Origin of the sequence: Vibrio sp. A11 (genome assembly GCF_013048705.1) — a bacterium.
Taxonomy (GTDB): Bacteria; Pseudomonadota; Gammaproteobacteria; order Enterobacterales; family Vibrionaceae; genus Vibrio; species Vibrio metschnikovii.
Genome location: NZ_VHSI01000013.1, coordinates 22,880 through 36,283 on the forward strand (window position 1 = coordinate 22,880; position 13,404 = coordinate 36,283).

10 protein-coding genes are annotated in these 13,404 nt (G+C 44.8%); 8 read left to right on the forward strand and 2 right to left on the reverse strand.

The genetic code is table 11. The features are described 5' to 3' along the window. Window positions 1–229 precede the first annotated feature (229 nt). A complete protein-coding gene (locus FKQ60_RS13255; protein ID WP_004394424.1) occupies window positions 230–442 on the reverse strand; it encodes a cold-shock protein in 213 nt (70 codons plus the stop codon). A gap of 263 nt (window positions 443–705) precedes the next feature. Beyond that, window positions 706–1,197 carry an FxsA family protein gene (locus FKQ60_RS13260; protein ID WP_170906636.1) on the reverse strand — a complete coding sequence of 164 codons (492 nt, stop codon included), beginning with the start codon at window positions 1,195–1,197 and terminating at the stop codon, window positions 706–708. A 517-nt stretch (window positions 1,198–1,714) separates the two neighbouring features. On the opposite strand from FKQ60_RS13260, the gene aspA reads away from it, so the two are divergent. The 8 genes from aspA (at window position 1,715) to FKQ60_RS13300 (ending at window position 13,368) form a co-directional block, all read left to right on the forward strand. Further along, entirely contained in the window at window positions 1,715–3,163 is a 1,449-nt protein-coding gene (gene aspA / locus FKQ60_RS13265) for an aspartate ammonia-lyase (protein ID WP_170906637.1), read from the forward strand. A gap of 219 nt (window positions 3,164–3,382) precedes the next feature. Continuing rightward, the gene (locus tag FKQ60_RS13270; protein ID WP_154169948.1) at window positions 3,383–4,696 is read left to right on the forward strand and encodes an anaerobic C4-dicarboxylate transporter; all 1,314 of its coding nucleotides are present in this window, start codon (window positions 3,383–3,385) and stop codon (window positions 4,694–4,696) included. Between the two features lie 496 nt (window positions 4,697–5,192). Beyond that, the gene (locus FKQ60_RS13275) at window positions 5,193–6,638 is read left to right on the forward strand and encodes a YfcC family protein (RefSeq protein ID WP_170906638.1); all 1,446 of its coding nucleotides are present in this window, start codon (window positions 5,193–5,195) and stop codon (window positions 6,636–6,638) included. 834 nt (window positions 6,639–7,472) lie between these two features. Beyond that, window positions 7,473–8,693 (forward strand): arginine deiminase, encoded by a 1,221-nt coding sequence (arcA, locus tag FKQ60_RS13280; RefSeq protein WP_004394419.1) that lies wholly within the window; start codon window positions 7,473–7,475, stop codon window positions 8,691–8,693. Window positions 8,694–8,753: 60 nt separating this feature from the next. Then, window positions 8,754–9,668, forward strand: coding sequence for a carbamate kinase (gene arcC / locus FKQ60_RS13285; protein WP_170906639.1), 915 nt, complete (start codon window positions 8,754–8,756; stop codon window positions 9,666–9,668). 117 nt (window positions 9,669–9,785) lie between these two features. Beyond that, window positions 9,786–10,796, forward strand: a complete 1,011-nt coding sequence (locus tag FKQ60_RS13290; protein ID WP_170904278.1) for an ornithine carbamoyltransferase — start codon at window positions 9,786–9,788, stop codon at window positions 10,794–10,796. A gap of 210 nt (window positions 10,797–11,006) precedes the next feature. After that, window positions 11,007–11,486 carry an arginine repressor gene (locus tag FKQ60_RS13295; protein WP_170906640.1) on the forward strand — a complete coding sequence of 160 codons (480 nt, stop codon included), beginning with the start codon at window positions 11,007–11,009 and terminating at the stop codon, window positions 11,484–11,486. A 73-nt stretch (window positions 11,487–11,559) separates the two neighbouring features. After that, window positions 11,560–13,368: a protein-disulfide reductase DsbD gene (locus tag FKQ60_RS13300; protein ID WP_170906641.1), complete on the forward strand. Its 1,809-nt coding sequence runs from the start codon at window positions 11,560–11,562 to the stop codon at window positions 13,366–13,368. Window positions 13,369–13,404 lie beyond the last annotated feature (36 nt).

Genomic DNA, 13,404 nt, shown 5'->3' on the forward strand with positions numbered 1-13,404 from the left:
CGATTCCGACAGCCAGAAACTACAAACCGACACTTTTGCAAACAAGCGATACGAAGAGCAGAGTAGAGCAGATAGCTTTAGACATAGACTGGATCGACAATAGACATTAACGCAGGAGAGAGCAATCACGACCAAGCCATGAAAAGATCAATGACAGCCATTAAAAAAATGACAGACAGCAAAAAGGCCGCCTAGGCGACCTTTAAATATTCTGATGAGTATCAGTAAATTATAGAGTTACAACTTGAGCAGCTTGCAAACCTTTTTGGCCGTTTTCAACGACGAATGATACTTTTTGACCTTCGATAAGAGTTTTGAAACCCTCAGAAGCGATTGCGTTGAAGTGTACAAACACATCCGCGCCGCCGTTGTCTTGAGATAGGAAACCAAAACCTTTAGTTTCGTTGAACCACTTTACTGTACCAGTTGCTTTGTTAGACATAATTTGTCCCTTATATAGAATTCATTGGATTACTGCGCAAATGCGCAAGGTGCTGAAGCATGAATTATTTAATGTAGCTAATCATGTAAGGGAAATATTAGGATAACAACTTTTACGATGGGATTCTAAGAATTTACTTTTACTTTTGATTTTCATTAATAACTCTTAACTATAGAGCCAGATAACTATAAGGGTTTCCTTCTCATTAAGCAAACGTTTTATTCAAAAATAACCAAATAAAATCGAATCTCCAGACAGATCAATCAATTGAGTCGATTCGAGTCGTCCCGCGGCTGATCCTTTTGTTCTTTATACTCATACTCACCATCAAACGTCTCCCCCTCGGCGTTCGGTCGAGATTGTGATGATTGATGGGAAAACGAGTCAGGACCACTCATGGTATTCACAACCAGATAGCCCATTAAGTAATGAGCCAAACGCGCCCTTGGGATAGGCAGCAAAACGAGCATGCCTATTCCATCTGTAATAAATCCAGGCGTCAGTAATAAAACACCGGCGACAGCTAACAACATACCTTCGATGATTTGCTGTGCTGGCACTTCACCCCGTTGAAGGCGCTGCTGGACGGACAGAAACGTCAAGACACCTTGACTACGCACCACTATCGCCCCAACCAAAGCTGTAAATAGAATTAAAGCAAGCGTTGGCCATAAGCCTAACAAACCACCGAGCTGAATCAGCACCGCAATTTCAATGATTGGCAAAGCAATAAATAAACATAATAAAATAAGCAACCTAGCTTCTCCTTAACTGAGCCCGACTTTACCTGACTGCACTGCTCAGCCGTTTGTTGATGAGCCAATGGGAATCCTCGTTCACCACTGAACGTTTTTCAAATTAACGTGATGGCCACGGAACTGCAACCTTGTTAGGTCATCAGCCGGTCATTTCTCATCACCCATCAGACTATTCTAACCATCTATGATTGATGAATCATACGATTACGAGGTTCACCCAACACCACTCTCGATTAGGCCAACAAACATTCCATAAAATAATTCTTATTTTCAATATCTTAACTTTCTATTAAACCAATTCACTCAAACCGTGAGATCTTAGCTAAAGATCCTAAACCTCTCCGGAGTTATGCACCGGAAAGGTGATCCAGTTCCTATTTTTTATCTACTGGTCAAGTATGATTAGCGAAGAAGTCAGGACAGATTTTCCCAGCCAACCATTCTGGTGAACGGATTCTTAAGACAGAGATGGCTAAGTGTGACTAATCAGAACAATTATCTTAAGGATCCTGTGATGGCTACCCTATCTGAAACCCCTATTACCAACCAAGCAACCCGCATCGAAGAAGACCTGCTCGGCGAACGCCATGTTCCTGCTGATGCTTATTATGGTATCCATACCCTGCGGGCGATAGAAAACTTCAATATTTCTAATGTTACGATCTCAGATGTCCCTGAATTTGTTCGTGGCATGGTCATGACCAAAAAAGCGGCCACGCTCGCTAATAAAGAGCAAGGCGTGATCCCTAAAGATGTCGCTAACTATATTATTCAAGCGTGTGATCTGATTTTGGAAACCGGCAAGTGTATGGATCAATTCCCTTCCGACGTTTTCCAAGGTGGTGCAGGCACTTCAGTCAATATGAACACCAATGAAGTGATTGCTAACGTAGCCCTTGAACTGATGGGTAAAGAAAAAGGTCAATACCAATTTATTAACCCCAATGATCACGTTAATAAAAGTCAATCCACCAACTGTGCGTATCCAACCGGATTCCGAATCGCCGTTTACAACAGCATTCTCAAACTGATTGAATCGATTGAGTACATCAAAGGCGCTTTTGAACTTAAAGCCTTTGAGTTTAAACAGATTCTCAAAATGGGGCGTACTCAGCTCCAAGACGCCGTACCGATGACCGTTGGTCAAGAGTTCCATGCGTGGGCCGTGACGCTGAACGAAGAGATCCGTGCTCTGCAATACACCTCTAAGTTATTATTAGAAGTTAACCTTGGTGCGACGGCCATCGGCACCGGTTTAAACACCGCTCCAGGCTATCAAGCGTTAGCAATAAAATATTTAGGCGAAGTCACTGGTCTGGAAGTGGTACCTGCTGAAGACTTAATTGAAGCGACGTCCGACTGTGGCGCTTACGTAATGACTCATGGCGCGCTGAAACGTTTAGCAATGAAGCTTTCGAAAATCTGTAACGATTTACGCTTGCTCTCTTCTGGCCCTCGTGCGGGTTTTAATGAATTGAACTTGCCTGAATTACAAGCGGGTTCATCGATCATGCCGGCCAAAGTTAACCCGGTTATCCCTGAAGTGGTTAACCAAGTGTGCTTTAAAGTCTTCGGTAATGACAACACCATTACTTATGCCGCTGAAGCAGGCCAATTACAGCTTAACGTAATGGAGCCAGTGATTGCTCAAGCGATGTTTGAGTCTATCTCCTTGCTTTCTAACGCGTGCGTTAACCTGCGTGATAAGTGTGTCGATGGCATTACGGTCAACAAAGAGGTTTGTGAAGGCTATGTGTTTAACTCGATCGGTATCGTCACTTACCTTAACCCTTACATTGGCCACCATGAAGGTGACATCGTTGGTAAAATCTGTGCCGAAACGGGCAAAAGCGTCCGTGAGGTCGTACTGGAGCGTGGCTTGCTCACTGAAGAAGAGTTGGACGATATTTTCTCAGTCGACAACTTGATGTACCCTAAATACAAGGCAAAACGTTACGAGTAATTCGATTTACTCTACAAGAAGGCTCTGATTCAGAGCCTTCTTGGTTTTTGCCAGATGGAAAGTCGCCAAAACTTATTCTAAATCATGGTAATTAATTAAAAGCGTTGGCTACCTTCCATTGATACTAAAAAATAAGATAAACCTATGAATTCACAGCCTTGCGTTAGCTTAACACTGGGCGGTAAAGCGGATTTTCCCATAATCTTTTAGGAGTATAAGATGTTCATAATTGAGTTCCTTATCGTATTAGGATGTATCCTAATCGGGGCAAGGATTGGTGGTATCGGACTGGGTGTCATGGGGGGGATTGGTCTTGCCATTCTCAGTTTTGTGTTTGGTATGCGTCCAACCAGTCCACCGATTGATGTGATGCTGATGATCATGGCGGTGGTGGCAGCGGCGGCTTCCATGCAAGCCGCCGGCGGCTTAGATTACTTAATCAAAATCGCCAGTAACATCTTGCGCAAAAATCCTCGTCATATCACTTTCATCGCCCCATTAGTCACTTACTTTTTTACCATGATGGCTGGAACTGGACACGTAGCCTACTCGGTATTACCCGTGATCGCAGAAGTCAGTCGTCGTAGTGGTATTCGCCCAGAGCGTCCGCTTGGTATGGCAGTCATCGCATCACAGTTTGCGATTGTGGCTAGCCCTATCGCGGCCGCCGTCGTGGCATTAGTGGCCTTCTTAGAACCGCAAGGGATCACTTTGGGTAACGTATTGATCGTCACCATTCCAAGTACTTTCCTTGGCCTTGCCTGTGCTTGTATTTTTGTCAATAAAATCGGTAAAGAGCTGAAAGACGATCCAGAATATCAACGTCGTCTACAAGACCCTGAGTTCCGTGCAGAAATGGAACAAGAGATGAAAGTGGAAGATATTCAAATCACGCCACAGGCCAAAACATCGGTTTCTCTGTTCCTATTTGGTGCGATTATCGTGGTCTTTATGGGCGCGATTCCTAGCTTGCGTCCACACTTTGATGGCTCACCCATGGGCATGGCACATACGATTGAAATCGTTATGCTATCCATTGCCGCCCTGATCATCCTGATTTGTAAACCGGACGGCAATACCATTACTCAAGGCTCTGTATTCCATGCCGGGATGCGCGCAATCGTGGCCATTTTCGGTATCGCTTGGCTAGGTGACACCTTCATCGCGGGTCACGGCGATATGGTGAAAGAAGCGGTATCTGGCTTGGTTGAGGTTGCGCCATGGACCTTTGCTTTTGCCCTATTTGGACTATCAGTGATGGTCAATAGCCAAGGAGCCACCACAGCAGTATTGGTACCGGTTGCGATTACCTTAGGCTTACCACCTGCAATCATCATTGCGGTGTTTGTCGCAGTTAACGGATATTTCTTTATTCCGAACTACGGCCCGATCATTGCGTCGATTGACTTTGACCGTACAGGGACAACGCGGATCGGTAAGTACATCTTTAACCACAGCTTTATGCTGCCGGGTTTATTGAGCATGATCTTCAGTATCGGTTTTGGTTTAGTCTTAGCGAATATTTTCCTCTAATTTTCGTACCAATCGTCATCAAAGGGAGCTCAGGCTCCCTTATTATTTTTGATATAAATCAAACAAACCTCGATTAATTCAACTGATCATACCCACTATCAAAAGTGCATAATATTTCTTCCTGAACGTTCTAAACAATCAATCCTGTAGCGCAAGCTTACTGTTTAGGTACAACTGACCAAGATAAGTCAGGAAAGAGAATAGTCTTTAAGAATATTATTTCATTATTCATAAGCAAATACCCTAAAATAAATAATCAACATTCGCCCACCTTTTATATCTAAGAATATTCTGTGAAGCAAAGCCAAGATAATAAAGCTTACTATCTTTAAAATAAAGCCAATTAAAGCATCCGTCTAAAAACCTCACTCAACATTTTAATATCATATATTTCATTTAATTCACTGATTAATAAAAGCCATACTGTTTAATTAAAAAGTGAATATTAGCCACCAAGCACATTTAGGCCAGATTATCTAAATGTAAGGAGAACGCTATGACAAGCCAAACTTTACCAACGGACCATAAGAAAGGCTTTTTTGCTAACTTAAAGTTTCCTTCTGCCTATACCATTTTATTTTTACTGATTGCCTTTGTGGCATTACTCACGTGGATAGTCCCTGCTGGTCAATATGAACGAACCATGAATGCCGAGCTCGGTAAAGAAGTGCCGATTGCGGGTACTTATGCTCCAACTGAAGGTAATCCACAGGGTGTGATTGATGTACTTCTCGCTCCCATTGATGGTTTTTATGATCATACGACTTACGAAGCGGCGGCGATTGATGTTTCGCTATTTATCCTCATCATCGGCGGTTTTCTTGGCTTGGTGACTAAAACGGGAGCGATTGACGCGGGTATTGAACGAGTCACCTCGCGCTTACAAGGGCGAGAGGAATTAATGATCCCCATCCTGATGGCACTCTTTGCCGCGGGAGGCACCATCTACGGCATGGCAGAAGAGTCACTCCCCTTCTATACCCTATTAGTGCCAGTGATGATGGCCGCTCGTTTTGACCCAGTGGTCGCAGCGGCAACCGTATTACTAGGGGCTGGCATTGGTACCTTAGGTTCCACCATTAACCCCTTCGCTACCGTGATTGCCGCCAACGCAGCGGGGATTCCTTTTACTGATGGTATCTTTCTCCGTCTCGCCATTTTATTGGTTGGCTGGATCATCTGTGTCATGTACGTGATGCGCTATGCGAAAATGGTTCGCGCCGATCAAAGTAAGTCGATTGTTTACGATAAATATGAAGAAAACCAAGCACACTTTTTAGGTAACCGTAGCGGAGAAAGCTTAGTTTTTACTACCACTCGCAAAATTATTTTAGCCATTTTCGCCCTCTCCTTTGCCGTGATGATTTACGGTGTATCCGTTGCGGGCTGGTGGATGGCCGAAATATCGGCGATGTTCTTGGGAGCAACGATTCTGATTGGTCTTGTAGCCAGAATGAGCGAAGAAGAATTTACCACTAGCTTTATTGATGGTGCACGTGATTTGCTTGGCGTCGCGTTAATCATCGGGATTGCGCGTGGTATTGTCGTGGTGATGGACCGAGGCATGATCACCGATACGATACTGAATTCAGCTGAGCATATCGTCACGGGATTATCGTCAGTGATGTTTATTAATGTGATGTACTGGCTAGAGATTTTATTGTCGTTCTTAGTGCCATCGTCTTCTGGTTTAGCCGTGCTCACCATGCCAATCATGGCGCCACTGGCCGATTTTGCCGGCGTTAGTCGCGATCTAGTAGTGACGGCATACCAATCTGCATCTGGGATAGTTAACCTCGTCACACCAACGTCTGCAGTGGTGATGGGCGGCTTAGCCATTGCCCGCGTCCCTTATGTTCGCTGGATAAAATGGGTCGCGCCATTACTGGGAATTTTGTGTGTATTGATTATGATTATGCTCAGCATTGGTGTGTTACTTTAAAGGTTCACGTGAACGCCGCTTAATCAACGTCATCCTAGCCATAACAAAACAATAAAATCATTGCTTGATAATATTCTTACTCTTCAAAGCCGCACGCTATCTGGTGCGGCTTTTTGCTTTCCTACTATCCCCTATCGTCATGTTGCCAACAACGATCTAACTTGCGATTAATTATGCCCGTCCTATTTGAAGTTGCAGCGGTGTTGGTTACGTTCGTTCCCCTCAATCACATAGTTTGCCTATGCTCATGGGGATTCATTCACTCACTTGCCGCCTACCTTCAATTTCAAGTCGTTTGGGTATAGTTTTATTTATCAAACCATGAATTAAATTAATCCATTAATTCTAGACTCCCATAAATCACAAGCGATTTATAATTGTTCTAGATCAATATTTCCTCGCTTATTTTGTTAACATTAGGGAAAATAAAACCATAAAAACCGTTACCTAATCCCGAATAGTGAATAAATTCGCCACTCTAAGACAACCCAACGCTTTTATGGTTTGCATAATATTTCCAAATCAAATGCTATCAGACTGAAAACTGGCTGATGAACAATAATAAAAAGCATTTTATTCCATAAAAAACCATTAAAAAACCGCCGATTTAAACGTTATCAAATGAATAATATTTGTTAATAACTCATCCAAAGTGGCAAATTAATATAAAAAGTAAACTGTGAGCCATATCCAAGAAAGAACAGCCACACAAGGTAATATAAAACACAGAACAAAGAGATGAATTTAAATATAAATTTCAATCTCCCTCATACACCCTACAAAATAATTATACCTTTAGTTAATCAAGGTATACAAAATAAGAGAGATACGATTATGAGTAAGTTATACGTAGGTTCTGAAGTAGGTCAATTACGCCGCGTTTTAATTCATCGTCCACGACGTGCATTAACTCATTTAACCCCCTCTAACTGTCACGACTTATTATTTGATGATGTGTTAGATATTGAACGCGCAGGTAAAGAGCACGATATTTTTGCACAAACCCTCCGTGATCAAGGTGTTGAGGTTTTGCTGTTAACAAATTTGCTTGCCGAAACCCTCGATGTCAGTGAAGCAAAAGAATGGTTGTTACATACACAAATCTCAGATAATCGTTTTGGACCAACGTTTGCCAACGATGTTCGCTGCTTCCTTAATGATTTACCGCATATTGAATTAGCTAAAATCCTAACCGGCGGCTTGTCTTACGGCCAGTTCCCAATGCAATCATCGTCTATCTTACAATCCATGCATAAAGCCGATGATTTTATTATTAAACCACTACCTAACCATTTATTTACTCGCGATACCTCGTGCTGGGTATACGGTGGTGTTTCCATTAACCCAATGGCTAAAGTGGCTCGTCAGCGTGAAACCAACCATCTCAGAGCAATCTATCGCTGGCACCCAACCTTCGCTGGTCAAGACTTCATCAAATATTTCGGTGATGAACAACGCAATTACGATAAATCCACTATTGAAGGTGGTGACGTTTTAGTGATTGGACGCGGCGCGGTGTTAATCGGCATGTCAGAGCGCACCACGCCACAAGGGGTGGAACAACTAGCCTCGGCGCTCTTTAAACATGGTCAAGCCAAACAAGTAATAGCCCTTGAGCTGCCTCAAGAACGCTCTTGTATGCATCTCGATACCGTCATGACTCACATGCGCGAAGATACCTTCTCTGTCTATCCAAATGTGATTCCAGATGATGTGAAATGTTGGAGCTTAACTGGCGATGCTTCTGGCAAAGTTAAAGCTACTCAACAAGCCTCTTACATTCATACCATCGAGCGCGCACTGGGTGTTGATAAGTTACAAATGATCACCACCGGCGGCGATAGCTTCGAAGCAGAACGCGAGCAGTGGAACGACGCCAACAACGTACTCACGGTTCGCCCAGGCGTCGTCATTGGCTATGAACGCAATACTTATACCAATGAAAAATACGACAAAGCAGGCATCACCGTGCTCCCTATCCCAGGTGATGAACTAGGCCGTGGCCGTGGTGGTGCACGCTGCATGAGCTGCCCCATTGAACGTGATGACATCTAAGTTAGGGCGAGTGATATGGAAGGAGAGTTCTCCTTCCATAAATCAACGAGAGAAATGACCATGACAAAACAAACTGTTGTCGTCGCCTTAGGAGGCAATGCCTTACTTCGTCGCGGCGAGCCATTAGAAGCGGATATTCAACGCCACAATATTCAGATTGCCGCGCAAGCCATCGCGAAAGTGGCTGAGCACTACAATGTGGTACTGGTGCACGGTAATGGCCCACAAGTCGGATTATTAGCACTACAAGGGCTTGAATACAAAAAAGTCAATCCATACCCACTCGATGTATTGGGCAGCGAAACCCAAGGCATGATTGGTTATATGTTAATGCAAGAATTCAAAAACCTACTTCCAGAGCGCAACGTGACTTGTATGTTGACTCAAATGACCGTTGATGCCAATGACCCTGCGTTTGCCAATCCAACCAAACCCATTGGCCCTGTCTATCAAGCCGAAGAAGCGCGAGCTTTGGCAGAAAAATACCATTGGACCGTGAAACCTGATGGCCACTATTTCCGCCGTGTGGTGCCAAGTCCACTACCAACGGGGATTGTTGAACACCAAGCCATCAATACCTTGATTGCCGATGGCCATTTAGTGATTTGTACCGGCGGTGGCGGCATTCCAGTTAAGTACCAACAAGGCAAATTAGTGGGCGTTGAAGCGGTGATCGATAAAGACATGTCAGCCGCCTTTCTCGCCAAACAAATTGGTGCCGATGCATTGCTTATTTTGACCGATGCCGATGCGGTTTATCTCGACTGGGGCACGCCCACTCAACACGCTTTGCGTAGTACAACGCCTAGCGAACTGGCTAACTATCAATTTGATGAAGGTTCAATGGCACCAAAAATTCAAGCGTCTTGTGAATTTATTAAACAAGGTGGCCGTCTGGTAGGCATTGGAGCTCTGGAAGACGCGTTAGCCATTTTAGAAGGTCAAGCGGGTACCAATATCATTCGTGACCATTAAACACTAGGTTTCAGACTGGATGACAACCTCCCACCAATCTAGGTTGTCACCACGTCAATCAGCGAAATACTCAGCGCTCGCACAAATCATGCTCGCGCCCTTAACGAGGATAACATCATGGCTTTTAACTTACGTAACCGTAACTTCCTAAAATTACTCGATTTCACGCCAAGAGAGATCCAGCATCTATTAGATTTATCGATTGAGCTAAAAAAAGCCAAATACAATGGCTATGAACAACCTCGCCTGAAAGGCAAAAATATTGCCTTAATTTTCGAAAAAACCTCTACCCGCACTCGCTGCGCGTTTGAAGTCGCGGCTTTTGATCAAGGCGCTCAAGTCTCTTACCTTGGCCCTTCTGGCTCACAGATCGGCCACAAAGAATCGATGAAAGACACCGCTCGCGTATTAGGTCGTATGTATGATGGTATTGAGTACCGTGGTTTTGGCCAAGAGATTGTCGAAGAACTCGGCCAATACGCTGGCGTTCCGGTATGGAATGGACTAACCGATGAATTCCACCCAACGCAAATTCTCGCTGATTTTATGACTATGCTCGAACACGGCCGTGGTAAAGCACTGCATCAAATCAAATTTGCTTATTTAGGCGATGCGCGCAATAACATGGGTAACTCGTTAATGGTCGGCGCTGCGAAAATGGGCATGGACATTCGCCTCGTCGCGCCAAAAGCATTCTGGCCAACAGAATCACTGGTTGCCACTTGCCGCGCAATTGCTGAAGAAACGGGAGCAAAAATCACCCTAACTGAAGATGTGCAAGAAGGCGTCATGGGTTGTGATTTCCTCTACACCGATGTTTGGGTCTCGATGGGCGAAGCCAAAGAAGCGTGGGCCGAGCGCATCCAGTTAATGCTGCCTTATCAAGTCAATATGGACATGCTTAAAGCCACAGGTAATCCGCATGTCAAATTCATGCACTGTTTACCGGCATTCCACGGTGAAGATACCACCGTCGGCAAAGAGTTGGCTCAGACTTACCCAGAGCTAAAACAAGGGGTTGAAGTCACCAATGAAGTGATCGAATCTGAACATTCGATTGTGTTTGACGAAGCAGAAAACCGCATGCACACCATTAAAGCCGTGATGGTAGCCACCCTCGGTGACTGATCGATAACCCTTTATCTTCCTCTCACCACATCACGAGCCGAAGTCCGGCTCGTGATTTTCTCTACCTGATTGTTTATCCCTTTAAACAACTAACTATTCATCATAATGCAGTTTTTTATTTGGTGATCTGCCGCAATAAGCCGTAAATCAATAAGTGATATGCTCAACTCCAGAATGATATTTGCTTAATCGTTGAACGAGGGCACGACCGTGAACCGAACCATCCCTGACATTGATGCTGATGAACGCTCATTAACCGCGGCCTGCAAGAGGCTGCTACAACAGCAAAGCTTCGCCAATCAACATGAATTACGCGAGCGCTTAGTTGAACTGGGTTTTGAAGGCGTAAGCCAATCCACCGTGTCACGCTTACTTTCTCAGCTCGGCGTGGTCAAAATCCGTAATGCTTGCGGTAAAAAAGTTTATTGCATCACAGTAGAAACCGCGCCAGTGTGCGTTGAATCGTCCATTGCTTCGCAAATAGAGTTTATTACTCATAACCAATCGGTCGTGGTGGTCAAAACCCATCCGGGCAGCGCCCAATTAGTTGCTCGTCTGGTTGATATCGATCCACATAGTGAAATCATTGGTACGGTTGGCGGTAATGATACCGTGTTAGTGATCCCACGCGACGCCAATCATGTTGAAGCCTGTGAGCGAATTGTCAAAAGTCGGTTAGGGGTGGCTTAAGCCCAGCGCTGCACTGTATCTTCCAACCCGTTGTCTATATAGTAAAGCCAATCGTGTTTTGGATATTGTAGTGATGATGCGTCTATTTATTTCTCTTTTACTGCTGCTTAGTACGGCAATCAGTACGCCGGCATTGGCCACATTGACCGTTAATCCCTCATTTGAGTTAAACGGAGCATCGCGCTTTGCTCCGGTCGATCAAGCCTTTCCGCTGTCTTTTTTCCAACAAGCTGATCAACTATTTTTAGATTGGCAGATCAAGCCGGGGTACTATTTATATCAAAGTAGCCTAACCATTGAGGCTAAAAACGCCCAGTGGGCCGATTACGTGTTGCCGCAAGCACAGCCGTATCATGATGAATTTTTTGGCGATGTGATGATTTATGATACGCCACTGTCGATGAATGTATCACTGAACAATGCCCAATCCGGTGCCACATTGACTGTGCGTTACCAAGGCTGCGCCGCCGCAGGTTTTTGTTATCCACCTGAAACTCGGGTTGTTGATCTGGAACCCGTAATCGGCCAAGCATCCAGCGAACCTATCTCTAGCTCAACCGTTATACCCGCAACGTCGTCAGCAGTGCAGAACAGCACGGCGGTTAACGAAACCCATCTTCCAACTTCACAACAAGATTCTTTAGCGAATCGATTAGCCCACAGTGCTTGGACTCCGCTACTGTTTTTATTACTCGGTATTGGCTTGGCTTTTACCCCATGCGTATTACCCATGTACCCAATTTTAACCAGTATCGTACTTGGTGGCGGAGCTATCTCACAACGCCGCGCATTGCTGCTAAGTGTGGTCTATGTGCAAGGGATGGCGTTGACCTACACCTTATTGGGTTTAGTGGTAGCTTCTGCAGGTTTACAATTTCAAGCCGCTTTGCAGCACCCTTATGTCCTGATGACATTGAGTGTCTTATTTGTCGCCTTAGCGTTATCGATGTTTGGTTTATACAGTTTGCAACTGCCAAGTAGCGTGCAAACTTGGCTAAGTAGCTTAAGTCAGCGCCAACAAGGTGGACGGCTTGGCGGCGTGTTTATGATGGGCGCAATTTCGGGTTTAGTCTGCTCTCCTTGCACCACAGCTCCTTTATCGGGAGCCTTGCTCTACGTGGCACAAAGTGGTGATTTGGTCACGGGGGGCGTCGCGCTCTACGCATTGGCCTTAGGCATGGGAATTCCCTTAATCGCTGTCGCCGTATTCGGTAACCAGTTATTGCCTAAAGCAGGGGATTGGATGAATCGCATCAAGATCTTGTTTGGTTTTGTTCTGCTCGCCGCACCCATTTTCCTACTGGAGAGAATTATCCCTAGCTTATGGAGCACGGTCTTATGGTCGGCGTTAGGACTAAGCGCATTCGGTTGGCTCTATCATGCGAAAAACAGCTTACCTTTTGCAGGTTGGAAACAAAGCCTGATAGGGATCATCGCTATCCTCGGCTTATTATTCTCTGCTCAACCACTGCTGAGTTATTGGCTGAATCCTAATCATTACAACGCTCAGCAAGCTAACATTCAGTTTCAACCGATTAAAACCGTCGAGCAGCTTAATCAAGCTTTGCTCGACGCTAAAGCAGCCGGAAAACCGGTGATGCTCGATTTTTACGCTGACTGGTGTGTCGCGTGTAAAGAATTTGAGCGTTATACCTTTCACCAGCCCACCGTTGAAGCGCAGCTAAAAAACTTTGTATTACTGCAAGTGGATGTCACCCGTAGTGAGCCGGAAGATTTTGAACTCTTACAGCATCTGCAAGTACTTGGTTTGCCGACCATCGATTTTTGGGATGAACAAGGAAACCGACTACCTCAAGCGCGTATTACCGGCTTTATGGCCGAACATCCTTTTCTTGCTCACCTAGAAAAGTTTCAACGCTAATCGGCTTGGCAGATAAATCACCGTTGATTTATCTGC